This is a genomic window from Rhodococcus sp. 15-649-2-2, assembly GCF_002258645.1.
Taxonomy (GTDB): Bacteria; Actinomycetota; Actinomycetes; order Mycobacteriales; family Mycobacteriaceae; genus Rhodococcoides.
Window position 1 is genome coordinate 1 of the sequence record NZ_NPFM01000031.1, and the last position, 19,833, is coordinate 19,833.

The window sequence follows — 19,833 nt, forward strand, 5'->3', positions numbered from 1 at the left end:
GGGGAAACGCCCGGTCCCATTCCGAACCCGGAAGCTAAGCCCTCCAGCGCCGATGGTACTGCACTCGACAGGGTGTGGGAGAGTAGGACACCGCCGAACGCCCGTTGTAAGAAGGGGACCCACTTGGTGGGTCCCCTTTTTGCGTTTTGTATCCAAAATCCGAAAGGACGCCCGTGTCGGAAGACAACAACGATCGTCGCCCCTCTAGAGGGGACGGCGGCAACCGCCCGAGCGAGTCCCGAGATCGCAACCCTCGCGCTCAGGACCGTCGCGCCGACCCGCGTCGTTCGGACGGTCCTCCTCGCAGACGTGGTGGTGAGGGTGGGTTCTCCGGCGATCGCCGCGGTAACAGCGCATCATCCGACCGTCGACCCCCGCGTCCCGACGAACCGGATCTGCCCGACGAGGTCGAAGCCGGCCAGCTCGAGCCGGCAGTGCGCCGAGATCTGCTGAGCTTGGACAAGAACAATGCCACTGCTGTGGCCCGTCACCTCGTGATGACCAGCAGGCTGCTCGACGACGACCCGCAGTTGGCGCTGCTGCACGCGCGCGCTGCTCGTCAGCGAGCAGGTCGTATCGCCGTTGTGCGTGAAACCGCGGGTATCGCGGCCTACCACGCCGGTGAATGGGCCGAAGCCCTGTCCGAGCTTCGCGCCGCCCGGCGCATGGCCGGCGGGCCAGGTCTCATTGCCGTGATGGCCGACTGCGAACGCGGACTCGGACGTCCCGAGCGCGCCATCGAACTCGGCCGTAGCGACGAGGCTCGCGAGTTGACCGGCGAGGAAGCGTCGGAACTCCGAATTGTCGTGGCCGGTGCTCGTATGGACCTCAACCAGTACGACCAGGCCGTCGTGACCCTGCAGACCCCGGATCTCGACGCCTCGCGCTCGGGAACCGCTGCAGCTCGCCTGTTCTACGTCTACGCGGACGCACTGGTGGCGGCAGGTCGCGTCGACGAGGGTGTGAAGTGGTTCCTCAACGCTGCTGCGGCCGATGTCGATGGTGAGACAGACGCGGAGGAGCGAGTCGAGGAGCTGTCCGGAGGCAGTCGGTGACGTTGCTGCGCGACGCCCACGATGTCCTGCTGCTCGATCTGGACGGCACCGTCTACGCCGGTAAGGACCCCATTCCCGGTGCAGTAGAGGCGCTTTCGGGTGGTTCCGAGAAGCAGTACTTCGTGACCAACAATGCCAGTCGTGCGCCGCAGGACGTTGCCGAGCATCTTCGTGGTCTCGGGTTCGACACTTCTGCGGAGTTCGTTGTCACCAGTTCCGAGGCAGCTGCGCGTGTTCTCGCGGGCAAACTGAACGCCGGTGCGCGTGTCCTCGTAGTCGGTACCGACGCGTTGGCGAACGAAATATCCAAGGTCGGCCTGGAGCCGGTCAGATCTGCCGACGACGACCCGGTCGCAGTCGTGCAGGGTCACTCGGTCGATACAGGCTGGAAGATGCTCGCCGAGGCGGTCCTCGCTGTTCGTGCGGGTGCTCTCTGGGTAGCAACGAACATCGATGCCACCTTGCCGACCGAACGAGGACTCGTTCTGGGAAACGGCTCGATGGTCGCAGCGGTTCGCAACGCCACCGACGTCGAGCCGATTGTGGCGGGCAAGCCGGCAGCGCCGATCATGCACGACGCCATCGAGCGCAGCGGAGCGCATTCGGCGTTGGTCGTCGGAGACCGGCTGGACACGGACATCGCGGGAGCCAATGAAATCGAGCTGCCGTCGCTACTGGTGTTGACCGGTGTGAGTACCGCCGCTGAGCTGCTTCGTGCTCCCCAGCATCTGCGACCCACCCACATCGGCCCCGACCTCGGGGTGCTCAACCAGGACGAGTCCGCGTCTCGCGTCGGCAGCAAGGACGGTTGGGCGGTCGGCATCGACGGCGGAGTGCTGTCGGTGCGATTCGACCGGGACACGGCACCGGATGTGTTCGAGGGTGCTCTGGCCGTGCTGCACGTTGCGTGGTCGGACTCCGAGTTCACTGAGGTGCGCTTCGAGGGCACTGGTCTCGGCGATCTGCGTTCGCTGCTCGGGTGTTGACAGCGTCCGGATAGCGGCGGCGATCAGGCGTTCGTCGTATCTATCCGATAGCGTGAAGGGCGATGAGCACGTCGATTCCGTTACCAGGACAGCACCGGCCGAGCAATGCCGGCGATGAGTCGTCGGCCGATCCCGACACCGTTCGAGCCGAGGTCGCCTCGCTCCTGAGCCAGCTCACCATTGTGTCGTCGGACCACGAAGAACCCGAGACCGTGGATTCGGACGCCCTCTCGCGCGATGCGAGTCTGCTGGACCGCGCTCACGAGGTGCTCGTGCGCGCCCTGACTACCGTCGACAAGACCTGACGTGGCTCGTCGCGCACGGGTCGATGCGGAACTGGTTCGCCGTGGATTGGCAAGATCTCGCGAACATGCTTCGGAGCTGATCGAGTCCGGTCGGGTGAAGATCGCCGGGACTGTGGCCTCCAAGCCGGCCACCGCGGTGGAGCCGGGCACGCCATTGTTGGTTGCCGAAGAGGGCAACGAGGTCAGTTGGGCCTCGCGAGGTGCCCACAAACTGCTCGGGGCGCTCGACGCGTTCGAGCCGCTGGGCTTGACCGTCGAGCATGCTCGATGCCTCGATGCCGGTGCGTCCACCGGTGGATTCACCGACGTTCTTCTCAGTCGAGGAGTACGTGAGGTGGTCGCCGTGGACGTCGGATACGGCCAGCTGGTGTGGCGGCTGCAGTCCGATGATCGTGTCCACGTCATCGACCGCACCAATGTCCGGTCGATCGATGCCGAGACGATCGGTGGACCCGTCGACGTGATCGTCGCCGACCTGTCGTTCATCTCGTTGAAGCTCGTCCTTCCGGCATTCGTCGAGTGTTCGAAGCCGGGCACCGACATGGTGCTGATGGTCAAACCGCAATTCGAGGTCGGCAAGGATCGCGTGGGTGCCGGTGGCGTCGTGCGAGATCCGGCGCTGCGAGCCGAGGCCGTAGAGGACGTGGCGAACGCTGCGGTCGGCCTGGGTCTGACTGTTCGCGCGGTGGCGGCAAGCCCACTGCCGGGCCCGTCGGGCAACGTCGAGTACTTTTTGTGGCTGAGGGCAGGTGCAGGCGAGGATCTGCCGCGTACCGACATCCCGGAACTCGTCCGGCTCGCGATCGAGGAAGGACCACAGTGACTCCGTCCCAGGCAGCACCGGAACTGGAGTCGTCTCGAGAGATTCTTCTCGTCGCCCATCCGGGCCGACCGGACATCGCCGAGACCGCACGTCGAGTGGGCAAAGTGTTCGACGAGGCGGGCATCTGCCTACGCGTACTGGTCGACGAAGTGGAGCCCTCGAAGATCGAGGCGTCCGACAAGCAGGAGCACGACCACGTGTTCGTCGCGGACATGCGGCTCAACGTCGTGGAATTCGGCCCCGACGCGGCGGTCGGCTGCGAGATGGTCCTGGTTCTGGGCGGCGACGGAACCTTTCTCCGCGCAGCCGAACTCGCGCAAGCAGCCTCCATTCCAGTTCTCGGAATCAACCTCGGCCACGTCGGCTTTCTCGCCGAAGCAGAGGCCGACCATCTCGAAGATGCCCTGGCCCGCGTCATCGCCGGCAATTACCGCATCGAGCAACGCATGACCTTGGACATCGCAATTCGCGTCGGAGATCAGGTGGTCGACCGCGGATGGGCACTGAACGAAGCGAGCATCGAGAACGGGTCGAGGCTCGGAGTGCTCGAGGTGGTGCTCGAAGTCGACGGTCGACCGGTTTCCGCGTTCGGCTGCGACGGAGTCCTGGTCTCCACACCGACGGGCTCGACGGCATACGCCTTCTCGGCAGGTGGACCTGTGGTCTGGCCGGAACTCGAAGCGATACTGGTCATTCCGAGCAATGCACATGCGTTGTTCGCGCGACCGCTGGTCACCAGTCCCGAGTCGATCGTCGCGGTCGAGATCGATGCGGGCGGGCACGCGGGATTCGTATTCTGCGACGGCAGGCGCACGCTGAGCCTTCCGGCCGGTGCTCGCGTCGAGGTGGTGCGGGGCGCGTCACCGATCAAATGGGTCCGACTCGATTCGGCACCGTTCGCCGACCGCATGGTCAAGAAATTCGAACTGCCCGTCACCGGGTGGCGGGGGAGAGCGAGGTAGGGATGCTCGAAGAGATTCGGATCGACAGCCTCGGAGTCATTTCCGGTGCCAGCGCACAGTTTCACGAGGGGCTGACCGTCCTCACCGGCGAAACCGGTGCCGGCAAGACCATGGTGGTCACGAGCCTGCACCTGTTGTCGGGCGCCCGCGCCGATGCAGGTCGGGTTCGACTGGGCGCACAGCGCGCTGTGGTCGAGGGGCGATTCAGTACCGATACCGCGTCGGAACAGGTGATCGACGACGTCGACAAGGTACTCGAGTCGTCGGGAGGTCAACGCGACGAAGACAATTCGATCATCGCTGTGCGGACCGTCAACTCCGACGGCCGCTCTCGTGCGCACCTCGGTGGGCGCAGTGTGCCCGCATCGGTTCTGTCGAACTTCACCGACTCGTTGCTGACGGTGCACGGTCAGAACGACCAGCTGCGTCTGCTGCGGCCCGATCAGCAACTCGCTGCCCTGGACAGATTTGCCGGCGACGCGGTGGCGTCCCTGGTCTCGAAGTACCGCACTGCTCGCAAGACGTGGCTCGACGCTCGCAACGAGTTGATCGACCGCACCGAACGCAGTCGCGAGCTGGCGCAAGAGGCAGATCGTCTGCAGTTCGGCTTGCAGGAGATCGACTCTCTCGCACCGGAGCCGGGGGAGGATCGTTCCGTGGCCGAGGACGTGCGTCGGCTGGGTGATCTGGATTCGTTGCGTGAGACCGCAGAGGGTGCCTCGGCGGCACTCGTCGGGAGCACCGAGGAGGCGTCGGACACGACATCCGCGCTGTATCTGTTGGGCGAGGCTCGTTCTCGCTTGGAGCATGCCGACGACGCTGCTCTGACGGAGCTGCTGCCGCGACTGAACGACGCGATGGCCATCGTGGGCGACATCGGTGCCGATCTCACCTCGTACCTGACGGATCTGCCGTCCGATCCGGGTGCGCTCGACGCGATCCTGAACCGCCAGGCCGAGCTGAAGTCGTTGACGCGGAAGTACGCCGCCGACGTCGACGGGGTCATCGCCTGGGCGGAGGATGCCCGCGAGCGCCTCTCGCGCATCGACACCTCGGCCGACGCCTTGGCCGAATTGAGTGCCACGGTCGACGCGGCTGCGGTCGACGTCGCTGCGGCGGCTCAGAAGCTCAGTGCGGCCCGCGCGAAGGCTTCGGTGAAACTCTCGAAGGCGGTGAGCGTCGAGCTGGCCGGGTTGGCGATGGGAAAAGCCAAGCTGCAGATCGATGTTCGAGCTTTGCCTGCCGGACCGTCGGACACCGCCCCGATCGTCGTCGACGGTGCCGAACTGCATGCCGGCAGCAACGGCGTCGACGAGGTCGAGTTTCGCCTGTCCGCACACGACGGTGCCCAGGCTCTGCCGATCAGCAAGAGTGCGTCGGGCGGTGAGCTCTCACGGGTGATGCTGGCGCTCGAGGTGGTGCTGGCGGGCTCGGACAAGGGCGCGACGATGGTGTTCGACGAGGTCGACGCCGGAGTGGGTGGTCGCGCTGCCGTCGAGGTAGGGCGTCGGCTCGGCCGGTTGGCTCGCACCCATCAGGTCATCGTGGTCACTCACTTGCCTCAGGTCGCAGCGTTCGCCGATACACATCTGGTGGTCGACAAGACCGATGCGAAGAAGGGTGCGGCGAACAGCGGCGTTCGGACGCTGTCGTCGTCGGAGCGGGTCGTAGAGCTCGCCAGGATGCTCGCGGGTCTGGACGATACGGAGACCGGTCGCGCGCACGCCGAGGAGCTGCTGGCCACTGCAAACGCCGATAGAGCCGCCCTGTAACCTTTGGTGCTGATGTGATCAGTGTGGTAGTTGTTTCGGCGCGCCTCCATCGCCGGGCGTGTCGATCGGGTCATCATGGTCCTCATGAAGATGCCGGCTCTGCTGTCACGTAGTCAGGATTCGCTGCCTGGAATCACCGGGATCGCGCGAGTCGATCGCAACACGGCCAAGCTGCTCAAACGGGTCGGGCCCGGCGACATCGTCGTCCTGGACGAGCTGGACCTGGATCGTCTGACCGCAGATGCGCTGGTCGAGGCGGGGGTGCTCGCGGTCGTCAACGCGTCGCCGTCGATCTCCGGGCGTTACCCCAACCTCGGTCCCGAGGTCATCGTGGCCAACGGCATCACCTTGATCGACTCGGCCGGCACCGAGGTCTTCAAGAAGATCAAGGACGGCACCAAGATCCGCCTCAACGACGGCGGTGTCTACACCGGCGATCGGCGTCTCGCCAAGGGTGACGAGCAGAGCGAAGCCGAGATCTCCGACAAGATGATCGAGGCCAAGACCGGACTGGTCGATCACCTGGAAGCGTTCTCGGGCAACACGATCGAGTTCATCCGAACCGAGAGTCCGCTGCTCATCGACGGCGTCGGTGTTCCGGATATCGACATCGATCTCAAGGGTCGGCATGTGGTGATCGTGGCCGACGGACCCGGCCATGCCGAGGATCTGAAGAACCTCAAGCCGTTCATCAAGGAGTACTCGCCTGTCATCATCGGCGTCGGTGCGGGTGCCGACACCGCGATGAAGGCGGGTCACCGGCCCGATCTCATCGTCGGCGACCCCGAGGACGTCACCGCTCAGACGCTCAAATGTGGTGCAGAGGTAGTACTTCCAGCCGATTCGGACGGTCACGCGCAAGGACTGGAACGCATTCAGGACCTCGGAATCGGTGCCATGACGTTCCCGGCGAGCGGTGCCGCGGCCGATCTCGCTCTGCTGCTGGCCGATCATCACGGGGCCTCGCTGATCGTGTCGGTCGGTAGCCCGGCCAGCCTCGACGAGTTCTTCGATCGTGGTCGTCGCAACACCAACCCGGCCGCGTTCATGACCCGTCTGAAGGTCGGGGCCAAGCTGGTCGACGCCAAAGCTGTGGCCACTCTGTATCGAAGCCGCGTGTCCGGTGGTGCGATTGCCCTGCTGATTCTCGCGGCCCTCGTTGCCGTCATCGTTGCGTTGGCAGTGTCCAACATCGGTGGTGAATCGTTGGACTGGGCGATCGACCTGTGGAACCGGTTCGCTCTGTGGTTCCAGGGGTTGCTTCCGTGATTTCGCTTCGCCAACATGCCATTTCACTGGCGGCCGTGTTCGTCGCATTGGCCATCGGCATAGTGCTCGGTTCGGGTCTGCTGTCGAGCGGTCTGGTCTCGGGTCTTCGGGACGACAAGACCGGCCTCGAAAATCAGGTGGACGATCTGCAGGCGACCAACAATCAGCTCGGCGAGCAGCTGAACTCTGCCGACGGGTTCGACGCCGCTGTATCGGGCAGGGTTCTGCGCGACACCTTGGTCGATCGTTCCGTGGTGGTCATCACCACCCCTGACGCAGATCCCGGTGACGTCGACGGAGTCACCCGCTCGATCGGAGCGTCCGGAGCCACCGTCACCGGCCGAGTGTCGTTGACCGACGCGTTCGTCTCGGCGGCGAACGGCGACGACCTGCGCACCCGATTGACCAACGTCATTCCCGCCGGCGTGCAGCTGCGCACCGGCGCGGTGGATCAGGGAAGCCTGGCCGGTGATCTGCTGGGTTCGGTGCTGCTGCTCAACGCGCAGACGGCGCAACCCCAGTCCACCCCGGAGGAGCTCTCGCTCGCTCTGGAAACGCTGCGCAGCGGCGGGTTCATCGCCTACGACAACGGTGCCGTCGCACCCGCCCAGCTGGCGGTCGTCGTCACCGGTTCCGGTTCCTCGAACGTCGAGGACGGCAATCGCGGGGCCATCGTCGCTCGCTTTGCCGGCGCTCTCGATTCGCGCGGTGCAGGTGCTGTGCTGGCCGGCCGGTCCGGCGCCGCCGAGGGCAACGAATCCATTGCCGTCGTACGCGCCGATTCGGCTCTGTCGTCCTCACTGAGCACGGTCGACAACGTCGACCGTGAAGCTGGACGGATCACCACCGTTCTCGCCTTGGCGGAGCAGCTGGACGGTGCGTCGGGTCGGTACGGCACCGGAGTGAACGCGAATGCCGTCACCGTCGGAGCGCCCGCGAGCTGATCGGTGCCCGGAACGAGCGTGTCGTTGGCGGTGAGGTACGTACTGGTGTTACCGTGAAGTCCCGTGGGTAGCAGGCCCAATTTTCATGCTGTACCTCTCTTATCAGCCCCCTGGTAGGAGCAAGCCCTGCAGATTCGTCACGGGAGCCTCATTGTCACGCCTTCAGTCGCGTTCCGACACCAAGCACATCTTCGTCAGCGGGGGCGTCGCGTCTTCGCTCGGAAAAGGTCTGACGGCGTCGAGCCTCGGCCAGCTACTGACCGCACGCGGACTCCGCGTGACCATGCAGAAGCTCGATCCCTACCTCAACGTCGATCCCGGCACGATGAACCCGTTCCAGCACGGTGAGGTCTTCGTCACCGAGGACGGCTCCGAGACCGACCTCGACGTCGGACACTACGAGCGCTTCCTCGACCGGGATCTGTCGGGATTCGCCAATGTCACCACCGGCCAGGTCTATTCGACGGTCATCGCCAAGGAGCGTCGCGGCGAGTACCTGGGCGACACCGTTCAGGTCATCCCGCACATCACCGACGAGATCAAGCGTCGAATTCTGGCCATGAACGGGCCGGATCTGCAGGGCCACCAGCCTGACGTCGTGATCACCGAAATCGGTGGCACCGTCGGCGATATCGAGTCTCAGCCCTTCCTCGAGGCAGCGCGCCAGGTTCGCCACGACGTCGGCCGCAACAACGTCTTCTTCCTGCACGTGTCGCTGGTTCCGTTCCTGGCGCCGTCCGGTGAACTCAAGACCAAGCCCACCCAGCACTCCGTGGCTGCCCTGCGCAGCATCGGCATCCAGCCCGACGCATTGATCCTGCGGTGCGATCGTGACGTGCCGCCGGGACTGAAGAACAAGATCGCGCTCATGTGCGACGTCGATGTCGACGGCTGCATCTCCACGCCCGACGCGCCGTCGATCTACGACATTCCGAAGGTGTTGCACAAGGAAGGCCTCGACGCCTACGTCGTCCGTCAGCTCGGTCTGCCGTTCCGCGATGTCGACTGGACCATCTGGGGCGGATTGCTCGAGCGCGTCCACCAGCCACGCGAAACCGTCCGTGTCGGTCTCGTCGGCAAGTACGTGGACCTGCCCGACGCCTACCTCTCGGTCACCGAGGCGCTGCGTGCCGGCGGATTCGCACATCGCGCCAAGGTCGAGATCAAGTGGGTTCCGTCCGACGAGTGCTCGACGCCTGCGGGGGCGCAGGCCGCGTTGGGCGACGTCGATGCCGTGCTCATTCCCGGCGGTTTCGGCATCCGCGGTATCGAGGGCAAGCTCGGGGCCATCGAGTTCGCCCGCACGCGCAAGATTCCGCTGTTGGGTCTGTGCCTCGGATTGCAGTGTGTGGTCATCGAGGCGGCTCGTTCGGTCGGTCTGACCGACGCCAATTCTGCCGAGTTCGATCCGGACACCAAGGATCCGGTGATCTCCACGATGGCCGATCAGGAAGATGCCGTCGCCGGTGACGCCGATCTCGGCGGCACGATGCGCCTCGGTGCCTACCCGGCGACACTGCAGAAGGGCTCGGTCGTCGCGGCGTCGTACGGTACCGAGAACGTCTCGGAACGTCACCGTCACCGCTACGAGGTCAACAACGACTACCGAGATCGAATTGCCAAGAGCGGCTTGGTGTTCAGCGGCACTTCTCCGGATGGCCATCTGGTCGAGTTCGTCGAGCTACCTGCCTCGGTGCACCCGTTCTTCGTCGCCACCCAGGCGCATCCGGAGCTCAAGAGCCGGCCGACCCGTCCGCACCCGTTGTTCGCATCGTTGATCAATGCGGCTCTGAAGTACAAGGCTGCAGAGCGGCTGCCGGTCGACGTTCACGGTGACACCGTGGCGGCGGAGGAGTCGGACGCCGCCGCCGAGACCGTCGGATGAACCAGCCCCGACACGAGTTCACCACCCTCGACTCGACGGCGGCGTACTCCGGTGCCATTCTGGCGCTTCGGCTCGATCAGGTCGCGATGCCGAACGGGCGCAAGGCCGAGCGTGAGGTGGTCGAGCATCACGGCGCGGTCGGGATTCTGGCCGTCGACGATCAGGATCGGGTGGCCATGATCGAGCAGTACCGGCATCCCATCGGGCGACGCCTGTGGGAATTGCCGGCCGGCCTGCTCGACGCGCCGGGGGAGCAGCCGGTACTGGCGGCTCAGCGTGAGCTCGCCGAGGAGACCGGCCTTGCCGCCGGTACCTGGTCGGTGTTGGTCGACGTGCTGGCCTCTCCCGGCTTCACCGACGAGGCCGTGCGGATCTTCCTCGCGCAGGACCTGACACAGGTGGATCGGCCCGAAGCACACGACGAGGAAGCAGACATCGAACTTTTCTTCGTGCCGATGGACGAGGCCGTTCGTCGCGCACTGGCAGGAGAGATCGTGAACGCGTCCGCCGTGGCGGGCGTGCTTGCATTCGCTGCCGCCCGCGCCGCAGGCACCGAACTGCGCCCGGCCGATGCCCCGTGGCCCGATCTGCCCACGGCCTTCGAGAAGCGGAAGAGTTCACGAAAGTAGCCACCGTGATCGGCCAGCAGATTCAGACGTACCTCGACCATCTGGTGGTCGAGCGCGGTTCGGCGAAGAACACGGTGTCGTCCTACCGTCGCGATCTGGTGCGGTACGAGCGGTTTCTCAGCGGCTACGGAATTGCCGATCTGGCCAAGGTCACCGAGAACGACATCACCGAGTTCGTGCTGTACCTCCGGCGTGGCGATGACGAGTTCACCGCTCTCGCAGCGAGTTCGGCCGCGCGCACGCTGATTGCCGTGCGCGGATTGCATCGCTTTGCGCTGGCCGAGGGGATGGTCGAGCGCAACGTCGCGAGCGAGGTCAAGCCGCCGCAGCCTGCCAAGCGGTTGCCCAAATCGCTACCCATCGATCAAGTGGTGGCACTGCTCGAATCGGCGTCGATCGCCGGACCTGATGCACCACGCGGACTGCGTGATCGAGCGCTGCTGGAGTTGTTGTATTCCACCGGTGCTCGAATCTCGGAGGCCGTCGGTCTGGATGTGGACGATATCGATACCGAGTCACGCTCGGTGCTGCTGCGAGGCAAAGGCGGCAAGCATCGCATCGTCCCGGTCGGCAGGCCGGCGATCGAGGCGATCGACGCGTACCTGGTGCGTGGACGACCAGGCCTGGTTGCGCGGTCCAACCCGGCCCTGTTTCTCAATGTGCGCGGCGGCAGGTTGTCTCGGCAGAGCGCATGGCAGGTATTGCAGGACTCGGCGGAGCGGGCCGGGATCACCTCCGGCGTCTCACCACACGTTCTTCGGCACTCCTTCGCCACGCATCTGCTCGACGGCGGTGCCGATGTACGCGTGGTGCAGGAACTGCTGGGGCATGCGTCGGTGACGACGACGCAGATCTACACTCTCGTCACCGTCACCACACTGCGCGAAGTGTGGGCGGGAGCGCACCCGCGGGCGCAGTAGCACGAGGTCGACCGCTGCCTCTCAGCGTGTCCGATGACAGTGCCGGTGCCTCAAGCGGTAGCGTTTGCGTGAACTACTCGAAGACGAACGGGACAGGGGAGCGCTGGAACGTGTCGACACCGCAGCCGCCAGCGGCGGAGTCAGCCTCGGATCGTGCGCATCTCGAAGGCGCGCTGTTCCATACGCGTCAACCGGAGTCCAGTCGCGAGTCGCGCGACATCATTCCCGCTCCCAACGAACTCGGGCCCACCGGTCGAAAGACGCGGTCGGTTCCGGATCCCCAGCCGCTGGCCAGTCATGGCCCGGCCAAGATCATCGCGATGTGCAATCAGAAGGGTGGCGTCGGCAAGACGACGTCGACCATCAATCTCGGTGCCTCGCTGGCCGGCTACGGTCGTCGCGTGCTGCTGGTGGACCTCGACCCGCAGGGCGCACTGTCCGCGGGCTTGGGCGTCGCGCATCACGAACTCGATCTCACTGTCTACAACCTTCTCGTCGAGGCGAAGGTCTCTGCCGACGACATCATCATGCGGACTCGCGTCGAGAACCTCGATCTGATGCCCAGCAACATCGACCTCTCGGCCGCCGAAATTCAGCTGGTGACCGAGGTGGGCCGCGAGCAGACGCTCGGGCGGGTGCTGCATCCGATTCTGGATCGCTACGACTACGTGCTCATCGACTGCCAGCCGTCGCTCGGTCTGCTGACTGTCAATGCGCTCACATGCGCCGACGAAGTACTGATTCCGATGGAGTGCGAGTACTTCAGCCTCCGCGGCCTGGCACTGCTCAACGACACCGTCGAGAAGGTGCGCGATCGGCTGAACCCTCGGCTGAAGTTGGCCGGCATCGTGGTGACGATGTTCGACGCCCGAACGCTGCACTCTCGCGAGGTGATGACACGGGTGGTCGAGGTGTTCGGGGACGTCGTCTACGACACGGTGATCACTCGTACGGTCCGGTTCCCGGAAACCAGTGTGGCCGGTGAACCCATCACCACATGGGCTCCGAAATCCGGCGGCGCGCAGGCGTACCGCGCTCTGGCGCGCGAGGTGATCTACCGGTCGGGTCCGTGACCGTCGACGCTGCCGACGAGGCCCCGATCGAGGTTCCCGCCGACGCGGATCCGTCGAAATTTCGGGTTCGGTTGCTCAACTTCGAGGGTCCGTTCGACCTGCTGCTGTCCTTGATCAGTCAGCACCGCATGGATGTCACCGAAGTGGCGCTGCACACCGTCACCGACGATTTCATCTCGTTCACCAAGTCTCTCGGTGCCGATGTGGGACTGGATCAGACGACGGAGTTCTTGGTCGTCGCTGCCACGCTGCTCGATCTCAAGGCAGCTCGTCTGCTGCCTTCGGGTGACGTCGAGGATGCTGAGGATCTGGCGCTGCTCGAAGTGCGAGATCTCCTGTTCGCGCGATTGCTGCAGTACCGCGCCTACAAGCAGGTGGCCCTGCTGTTCGGTGAGCTGGAAGCTGCTGCGCTGCGGCGGTATCCGCGATCGGTGTCGGTGGAGGACAGGTACGCCGATCTGATCCCGGAGGTATTGCTCGGCGTCGACCCTGCCAGGTTCGCAGACATCGCCGCTGCCGCCTTTCGGCCCAAGCCGATTCCGCAGGTTGGGCTCGATCACATCCATCAGCACGCCGTCTCGATTCCCGAGCAGGCCGAGTGGCTGTTGGAGAATTTACAGGGCCGCGGCCTGAACGAATGGGCGTCGTTCTCGGAGCTGGTGCAGGACTGCGAGGTGCAGGTCGAAATAATTGCGCGATTCCTGGCGTTGCTGGAGCTGTTCCGCCAACAGGTGATCGCGTTCGAACAACCGGAGCCGCTGGGCGATCTCCGAGTTAGCTGGACCGGCAAGGACGAAGGACCCATCGTGGTCACGGAAGAGGACTACGCATGAGTGCCGACCCCGAACTCGAGCTCGAGGACGTCGACGATTCCGAGGAGTTGGACGACGCCACCCTCGCGTCGGCGCTCGAAGCTGTGTTGCTGATCGTGGACACCCCCGCGTCGGACGAGCAGCTCGCCTCCGCCGTGGGTGCATCGGTCGCTCGGGTGCGCGCCTCGTTGAACGAGATGGCCGCAGCACTGACCGAGCGAAGCAGCGGAATCGATCTTCGCTACGCCGGTGACGGGTGGCGTTTCTACACCCGAACCGCGTACGCGCCCTATGTCGAACGGCTACTTCTGGATGGCGCTCGGTCCAAGCTCACACGCGCAGCATTGGAAACCCTGGCCGTGATCGCCTATCGTCAACCGTTGACCCGCGCACGAGTCAGCGCCGTACGTGGAGTCAATGTCGATGGAGTGATGCGTACGTTGCTCGCCCGTGGACTGATCTCCGAAGCAGGAACGGACCCGGAGACGAACGGAACGATGTACTGCACCACCGAGCTGTTCCTCGAACGGCTCGGGCTCGCGTCGCTCGGTGATCTACCCGAACTGGCACCGCTGTTGCCGGGTGTGGACCTGATCGACGAGATCAGTGACAGCATGGACACCGACCCGAGAATGACCCGCTCCACCAAGAACCGCGGATCGAAACCCGATCCGGCAGCCGAGATCGACTCGGACGACTGATAGGTAAGACAAGTGAACAAGCCCGCTCGCCGTGATGGCACACCGGACCGTAACAAGAGACAAGACCCACGCAGGAAGCCGACCGCAGGTAGGTCGGAGACCCCGCGTGACGCACGCCGCGGAGATCGCACCCGCGACGCCGCGCCCCGTGACGGCGCCCCCCGCACTGGTGGACCGCGAACCGGAGGACCCCGCGCAGGTGCTCCCCGAACCGGAGCACCTCGAACCGGAGGCCGACCGGATCCCCGCAGAGGCGTCGAGCAGGACGAATTCGATTACAAGCCTGCCGACACGGGCATCAACGACCGCAGCAACGACGCGGTGCCCCGCAAGAAGCCGTCGCGTCCCAAGCCGCCGAAGCCGCAGAAGAAGCAGGTTCCGACGACCACGATCAGCAACGCCAAGCCGGCGAAGCACCAGCACACAGATTCCTCGCCCCGCAAGCACGTGCCTGCCGGTGAAGGTGTTCGTCTGCAGAAGGTGCTCGCGCAGGCCGGTGTCGCATCGCGTCGCGCTGCCGAGGAACTGATCGCCGACGGCCGCGTCGAGGTCGACGGACGCATCGTCACCGAACAGGGCATCCGTATCGACCCGAACATCGCCGTGGTCCGCGTCGACGGCACCCGCGTCGTCGTGAAGGAAGAGCTTGTTCATCTCGCGATGAACAAGCCGCGTGGATGGCAGTGCACCATGTCCGACGACCTCGGGCGCCCGTGCGTCGGCGACATCGTCTCCGAGCGCGTCCAGGCGGGGCAGCGACTGTTCCACGTCGGCCGCCTCGATGCCGACACCGAAGGGCTGTTGCTCTTCACCAACGACGGTGACCTTGCTCACCGCCTGATGCACCCGTCGTTCGAGGTCTCCAAGACCTATTTGGCGACGCTGTTCGGCACCATCCCCCGCACACTCGGCAAGCAGCTGCGTGAGGGCGTCACTCTCGACGACGGCCCTGTCAAGGTCGACGGCTTCCAGCTGCTCGACATCTCGGACGGCAAATCACTCGTCAAGGTGACCCTGCACGAGGGCCGCAAACACATCGTGCGTCGGTTGTTCGACAAGGTCGGCTTCCCGGTCGGACGCCTCGTGCGTACCGATGTCGGCAACATCGTGCTCGGCGATCAGCGTCCAGGAACACTACGTGTTCTCGGCCGCGGCGAGATCGGCAAGCTCTATGAATCCGTAGGCCTGTGATGAGTGCGCTCGTCGTGGCGATGGACGGGCCCTCGGGCACCGGTAAGTCGTCGGTATCGCGCCGGCTCGCGTCGGCTCTCGAAGCAAGCTACCTCGACACCGGTGCGATGTACCGCGTCGCAACGGTGTGGGTGCTGCGGTCGGGTGTCGAACCCACCGATTCGGATGCGGTTGCGAAAGCTGTTGCAGCACTGCCCCTCGAGATCGGGAAGGACCCGCTGTCCGAGACCGTGTTGCTCGACGGTGAGGACGTCAGCGGCGAAATCCGTGGCGATGCCGTCACCAAGGCCGTCTCGGCGGTCTCCGCTGTGCCTGCTGTGCGAGAGCTGTTGGTGCAGCTGCAGCGCGACCTCGCGAGCTCGTCGACGCGAATCGTGGTGGAGGGCCGGGACATCGGCACCGTCGTACTTCCCGACGCCGACGTGAAGGTGTTCCTCACGGCGTCCCCGGAAGCGCGGGCGGAGCGTCGCAACAAGCAGAACGTAGAGCAAGGTCGCGGCGACGACTACGAATCCGTGCTCGCGGACGTGCAACGCCGTGACCATGCAGATTCGACAAGAGCAGTGTCACCGCTTCGTCCCGCCGAGGATTCGGTGATCGTCGATACCAGCGAGCTGGATCTCGACGGTGTGATGGAGCGCTTGCTGCTCGTGGTCAATGACAGAACTGGAGCAGTGCAGTGAGCGAAGAATTCTTCTCCGGCGCAGCGGAAACCGCGGGCGACGGAACATGGAGCGACGAGGGCGAGTGGGAGTACGTCGACCTCAACGAAGGCGAAGACGGCGAAGATGCCGTGGCCGTACCGACTCTCGCCGTGGTGGGGCGTCCGAACGTCGGCAAGTCGACGCTCGTCAACCGCATCATCGGACGACGTGAGGCCGTGGTCGAGGACGTCCCCGGCGTCACCCGCGACCGCGTGTCGTACGAGGCGAACTGGAGTGGTCGACGCTTCCTGGTGCAGGACACCGGCGGTTGGGAGCCCGACGCCAAGGGTCTGCAGCAATCTGTTGCGCGCCAGGCCGAATTGGCGATGAACACCGCCGACGCGATCCTGTTGGTCGTCGACGCTCGTGTCGGTTCGACGACGACGGACGAGGCAGTGGCACGAGTACTGCGCCGGTCGAAGACTCCGGTTCTGTTGGTGGCCAACAAGGTCGACGACGGTCGCACCGAATCAGAAGTTGCCGCACTGTGGTCGCTCGGTCTGGGGGAGCCGCTGTCGGTTTCGGCCACCCACGGCCGCGGCACCGGCGATTTGCTCGACCGTGTGCTCGAGGCACTGCCCGAGACGCCGCGTGAAGGTATCCCCGGTGGGGGACCCAGGCGTGTGGCTTTGGTCGGCAAGCCGAACGTCGGCAAGTCCTCGCTGATCAACAAGCTGTCGGGTGACGAGCGCTCGGTGGTGCACGATGTTGCCGGCACCACCGTCGACCCGGTCGACTCGTTGGTCGAATTGGGCGGCAAGACATGGCGATTCGTCGATACCGCAGGCTTGCGTAAGCGCGTCAGCCATGCCAGTGGTGCCGAGTTCTATGCGTCGCTGCGCACCAAGTCCGCCATCGAGGCTGCCGAGGTCGCGATTCTGCTTCTCGATGCCTCACAGGTGATCTCGGAGCAGGATCTGCGGGTTCTGAGCATGGTCTCCGACGCCGGCCGCGCGCTGGTCTTGGCGTTCAACAAGTGGGATCTGGTGGATGACGATCGTCGTCAGCAGCTCGAGAAGGAGATCGATCGCGATCTCGCTCGGGTGCCGTGGGCACAGCGCGTGAACATCTCGGCGCAGACGGGCCGCGCGGTGCAGAAGCTCGTGCCCGCGTTGGAAACGGCTCTGGAGTCCTGGGACAAGCGGGTGCCCACCGGACGCCTCAACACGTGGCTCAAGGAGGTCGTGGCGGCCACTCCGCCGCCGATGCGTGGCGGGCGTCTACCACGCATCATGTTCGCGACACAGGCCAGCACGAGGCCGCCGACGTTCGTGCTGTTCACCACCGGCTTCCTCGAGGCCGGCTACCGCCGGTTCATCGAGCGGCGTCTGCGTGAAGAGTTCAACTTCGACGGCAGCCCTGTGCGCGTCTCGGTGCGAATCCGCGAGAAGCGGGAACGGCCGGGCAAGGGCAACAACCGCTGACGTTTCCCGGTCTTGCCCCTGAGCAGGCGATTTCCTCTCAGGGGTAGGGCTGGGGTAATCTCAGCAAGCGCCTTTCGAGGCGCGGCGGGCTGTGGCGCAGTTTGGTAGCGCACTTGACTGGGGGTCAAGGGGTCGCAGGTTCAATTCCTGTCAGCCCGACAAGTAGATGCAGGCCAGAGGCGGTTTCGGAGAAATCCGAAGCCGCCTTTTTTGTCTGAGTGCCGCGAGGGTGTCACTACTCGGTACTTACACGGTCGAACTCGGCGCTGAGGCGGTGTCCAGGTGTATCCACTGGTGTCCGGCGATCTGCGTGCGTCGATCGAACGGACCTGAGCGGACGGAGCCACTTGATTCAGCTGGTTCGCTGTCAAGTAGCTACGGAGTCCGGCGGCGGCGAACCGGGCCACGTCGCGGTCGCGGTCGAGGCGGCAGCACCACCTTTGATGCAGCCCCAGATGCGGGCGAGTCGGCATTGATCTCAAGATGGTGGCCGCGCCGTCAGATGTCCCGATGCCCGGGAACCCAGTAGAAGCGCGACTATGAGAATTCCGGGCAAGTCACCGGCCTCGTAACGAATTCGTCGATGGCAGCTCTGCTGCAATCTGCTGGTGGACAACTGATCTGCGTCATGGGCATCCGGTGTTCGTGCTGGGCACCGTCTCCGACCAGTTTCATCTCGGAGTGGCTGACGTAGCGCGCGCAGTTGGGGATGTCGGGTTCGGTGCTGTTCAGCCTCGACTACGGCGGCCGCGGATACTTCCAAAACAAGCTGTTCAACGCCGCCTCAGCCGCCGAGGGTTTCCACGAAGTGCGGAGCACTCTTGCGACCGCCTCGCTGTCTGGGAAGTCAACTCGTCATCGTTTGAGCGGCGACCTTGGACAGCACCGACTCGAGCGTCTGCAACGCCTCGTTTGCCTCGTCCAATGTCACCGTCATGGGTGGAGTGATACGTAGAACATTGCCGTGTAGGCCACCTTTGCCAAGGAGGAGCCCCGCGGCTTTCGCCTCGGCAAGTACGGCATCCGTCGCAACCCGGTTAGGGGTCTTACTGCCGGGTTCGATCAGTTCGACGCCGATCATCAATCCGGATCCACGTACCTCACCCATCAAAGAATTGCTTCTCGAGATCGCAGCAAGGGACGACAAGAGGTGTTGGCCGATGCGGTCTGCGTTCTCTTGCAGTTCGTGCGAGTCGATGAAGTCGATGACGGCGTTACCTGCGGCCATCGCGACGGGGTTGCCACCTGCGGTGGAAATGGAGTTCGCCTGGATGGAATTCATCAGTCTCTCTTCGGCGACGACTCCACCGATGGCAAGTCCATTGGCGAGCCCCTTGGCGAAGGTCATGGCCTGTGGGCGAACGCCGTAGTGCTCGATGCCGAAGTAGGAGCGTCCGGTCCGGCCCCAGCCCGATTGCACTGCGTCCGAGAGCATCGGTATCCGGTCGTTCGTGAACGTGGCGGTTGTCTACGATCGCCGGCACGGCAGAACCGTAGTGATGGAAAAAATGGTCGATCTGGTGTCGGCCCTGAATTGTCGGGGTTGAGTCACGTCCGCGGCGCGATCGATCACCGGGTTGCCGGGGGTGCCCGTCCGCCTCGCTTGACACCGCCGAAGCGGTGTCAAGCATTGTCACCGTCCTTCGCTCGCGCGGACGAATGCATGGGCCAGGGACTCGGGTTCGGTGATCAGCGCCTCGTGACTACCCCGCGTGGAGATGACGTGGCCGTCGGAAAGGCGGTCCGGGAAGCGTGGTGCCCAACCGAGGTCACCGGCCGGCAGGGATATGTCGTCGTCGGTCACGATGTACGTTGCCGGAAGACGGAGGCGTTGCCATTCATCGAGGTTCAGGGATTCGTTCATCGTGTGGAATGGCTGGCGCGCGAGGAGTGAGTGGAACACCCGTTGCGTTTCGGGGGACGCGTCCTGCATGAGTGCAGCTGCGAAGACGTCGGCTGGGAAAGTTACGGAATTGTCGCTCGATGCGTGTGCCGACGAGCGGAACATCTCACCGAACTCGGGCGGGCACAGGTCGATCAGTGATTCTCCGGTGTGAGGCACGAACGCGCTCCAGTACACGAGTCGTTCGATGCGGTCGGGTATGCGCTGCGATGCACCCGAGACCAGAAATCCACCCCAACTGTGTCCCACGAGAACGACATTCGTGAGGTTGCGCTGTTCGATGTACTCGACGAGGTAGTCGACGGTGTCGACGAGATGAACATCGGCACGCGCGTCGTCGGCACCGAGTCCTGGCATGGTGGGTGTGTACACCGCGTGTCCCTGCGCGCGAAGGAGTGTTGCGACCGGGTTCCAGGCCCACCCTCCGTGACATATTCCGTGTACGAGGACGAAGGTCTTGGCCATGAGGTTCTCC

19 protein-coding genes, 1 tRNA gene and 1 rRNA gene are annotated in these 19,833 nt (G+C 64.6%); 19 read left to right on the forward strand and 2 right to left on the reverse strand.

Features of this window, described 5'->3' with window-relative positions; translation table 11 throughout:
• The 19 genes from rrf to CH305_RS21000 all read left to right on the forward strand — a co-directional run.
• Positions 1-99, forward strand: a 5S ribosomal RNA gene (gene rrf, locus CH305_RS20910); the annotation flags it as partial.
• A 74-nt stretch (positions 100-173) separates the two neighbouring features.
• Positions 174-1,055, forward strand: a complete 882-nt coding sequence (locus CH305_RS20915; protein WP_080730538.1) for a M48 family metallopeptidase — start codon at positions 174-176, stop codon at positions 1,053-1,055.
• The gene (locus CH305_RS20920) at positions 1,052-2,041 is read left to right on the forward strand and encodes an HAD-IIA family hydrolase (RefSeq protein ID WP_094704807.1); all 990 of its coding nucleotides are present in this window, start codon (positions 1,052-1,054) and stop codon (positions 2,039-2,041) included. Before CH305_RS20915 ends, CH305_RS20920 begins: the two co-directional genes overlap by 4 nt.
• Positions 2,042-2,103: 62 nt before the next feature.
• Complete coding sequence (locus CH305_RS20925; RefSeq protein ID WP_032403535.1) at positions 2,104-2,346, forward strand: hypothetical protein; 243 nt, start codon at positions 2,104-2,106, stop codon at positions 2,344-2,346.
• Position 2,347: 1 nt separating this feature from the next.
• Positions 2,348-3,169, forward strand: coding sequence for a TlyA family RNA methyltransferase (locus tag CH305_RS20930; protein WP_094704808.1), 822 nt, complete (start codon positions 2,348-2,350; stop codon positions 3,167-3,169).
• On the forward strand, positions 3,166-4,131 hold the full coding sequence (locus CH305_RS20935; protein WP_052058357.1) for an NAD kinase: 966 nt from the start codon (positions 3,166-3,168) through the stop codon (positions 4,129-4,131). Before CH305_RS20930 ends, CH305_RS20935 begins: the two co-directional genes overlap by 4 nt.
• 2 nt (positions 4,132-4,133) lie before the next feature.
• Positions 4,134-5,903 (forward strand): DNA repair protein RecN, encoded by a 1,770-nt coding sequence (gene recN / locus CH305_RS20940; protein WP_032378536.1) that lies wholly within the window; start codon positions 4,134-4,136, stop codon positions 5,901-5,903.
• A gap of 84 nt (positions 5,904-5,987) precedes the next feature.
• Positions 5,988-7,172, forward strand: a complete 1,185-nt coding sequence (gene steA, locus CH305_RS20945) for a putative cytokinetic ring protein SteA (RefSeq protein WP_032403723.1) — start codon at positions 5,988-5,990, stop codon at positions 7,170-7,172.
• Positions 7,169-8,116 (forward strand): copper transporter, encoded by a 948-nt coding sequence (locus CH305_RS20950; protein WP_094705184.1) that lies wholly within the window; start codon positions 7,169-7,171, stop codon positions 8,114-8,116. Before steA ends, CH305_RS20950 begins: the two co-directional genes overlap by 4 nt.
• 151 nt (positions 8,117-8,267) lie before the next feature.
• Positions 8,268-10,001 (forward strand): CTP synthase, encoded by a 1,734-nt coding sequence (locus tag CH305_RS20955; protein WP_094704809.1) that lies wholly within the window; start codon positions 8,268-8,270, stop codon positions 9,999-10,001.
• Positions 9,998-10,630: an NUDIX hydrolase gene (locus tag CH305_RS20960; RefSeq protein WP_094610257.1), complete on the forward strand. Its 633-nt coding sequence runs from the start codon at positions 9,998-10,000 to the stop codon at positions 10,628-10,630. Before CH305_RS20955 ends, CH305_RS20960 begins: the two co-directional genes overlap by 4 nt.
• Positions 10,631-10,635: 5 nt before the next feature.
• Positions 10,636-11,550, forward strand: a complete 915-nt coding sequence (gene xerD, locus CH305_RS20965) for a site-specific tyrosine recombinase XerD (protein ID WP_094610258.1) — start codon at positions 10,636-10,638, stop codon at positions 11,548-11,550.
• Between the two features lie 110 nt (positions 11,551-11,660).
• Positions 11,661-12,623 (forward strand): ParA family protein, encoded by a 963-nt coding sequence (locus CH305_RS20970; protein WP_242640164.1) that lies wholly within the window; start codon positions 11,661-11,663, stop codon positions 12,621-12,623.
• On the forward strand, positions 12,620-13,456 hold the full coding sequence (locus CH305_RS20975) for a ScpA family protein (RefSeq protein WP_032378001.1): 837 nt from the start codon (positions 12,620-12,622) through the stop codon (positions 13,454-13,456). Before CH305_RS20970 ends, CH305_RS20975 begins: the two co-directional genes overlap by 4 nt.
• Positions 13,453-14,136: an SMC-Scp complex subunit ScpB gene (scpB, locus tag CH305_RS20980; protein ID WP_094704810.1), complete on the forward strand. Its 684-nt coding sequence runs from the start codon at positions 13,453-13,455 to the stop codon at positions 14,134-14,136. Before CH305_RS20975 ends, scpB begins: the two co-directional genes overlap by 4 nt.
• 12 nt (positions 14,137-14,148) lie before the next feature.
• Positions 14,149-15,327 (forward strand): pseudouridine synthase, encoded by a 1,179-nt coding sequence (locus CH305_RS20985; RefSeq protein ID WP_080737265.1) that lies wholly within the window; start codon positions 14,149-14,151, stop codon positions 15,325-15,327.
• A complete protein-coding gene (gene cmk, locus CH305_RS20990) occupies positions 15,327-16,010 on the forward strand; it encodes a (d)CMP kinase (RefSeq protein ID WP_032377999.1) in 684 nt (227 codons plus the stop codon). Before CH305_RS20985 ends, cmk begins: the two co-directional genes overlap by 1 nt.
• On the forward strand, positions 16,007-17,455 hold the full coding sequence (gene der / locus CH305_RS20995; protein WP_032377998.1) for a ribosome biogenesis GTPase Der: 1,449 nt from the start codon (positions 16,007-16,009) through the stop codon (positions 17,453-17,455). Before cmk ends, der begins: the two co-directional genes overlap by 4 nt.
• A gap of 85 nt (positions 17,456-17,540) precedes the next feature.
• Positions 17,541-17,614: transfer RNA gene (locus tag CH305_RS21000), tRNA-Pro, on the forward strand.
• 688 nt (positions 17,615-18,302) lie between these two features.
• Here CH305_RS21000 and CH305_RS21005 read toward each other — a convergent pair.
• Positions 18,303-18,890 carry an aminotransferase class III-fold pyridoxal phosphate-dependent enzyme gene (locus CH305_RS21005; protein WP_094704811.1) on the reverse strand — a complete coding sequence of 196 codons (588 nt, stop codon included), beginning with the start codon at positions 18,888-18,890 and terminating at the stop codon, positions 18,303-18,305.
• Between the two features lie 198 nt (positions 18,891-19,088).
• Entirely contained in the window at positions 19,089-19,823 is a 735-nt protein-coding gene (locus tag CH305_RS21010) for an alpha/beta fold hydrolase (protein ID WP_094610391.1), read from the reverse strand.
• Between the last annotated feature and the right edge of the window lie 10 nt (positions 19,824-19,833).

Bases quoted from the DNA above. Each gene is read 5' to 3' on its own strand.
- CH305_RS20925 (WP_032403535.1), top strand. From the start codon at position 2,104: ATGAGCACGTCGATTCCGTTACCAGGACAGCACCGGCCGAGCAATGCC.
- recN (WP_032378536.1), top strand. From the start codon at position 4,134: ATGCTCGAAGAGATTCGGATCGACAGCCTCGGAGTCATTTCCGGTGCC.
- steA (WP_032403723.1), top strand. From the start codon at position 5,988: ATGAAGATGCCGGCTCTGCTGTCACGTAGTCAGGATTCGCTGCCTGGA.
- CH305_RS20960 (WP_094610257.1), top strand. From the start codon at position 9,998: ATGAACCAGCCCCGACACGAGTTCACCACCCTCGACTCGACGGCGGCG.
- scpB (WP_094704810.1), top strand. From the start codon at position 13,453: ATGAGTGCCGACCCCGAACTCGAGCTCGAGGACGTCGACGATTCCGAG.
- cmk (WP_032377999.1), top strand. From the start codon at position 15,327: ATGAGTGCGCTCGTCGTGGCGATGGACGGGCCCTCGGGCACCGGTAAG.
- CH305_RS21005 (WP_094704811.1), bottom strand. From the start codon at position 18,890: ATGCTCTCGGACGCAGTGCAATCGGGCTGGGGCCGGACCGGACGCTCC.
- CH305_RS21010 (WP_094610391.1), bottom strand. From the start codon at position 19,823: ATGGCCAAGACCTTCGTCCTCGTACACGGAATATGTCACGGAGGGTGG.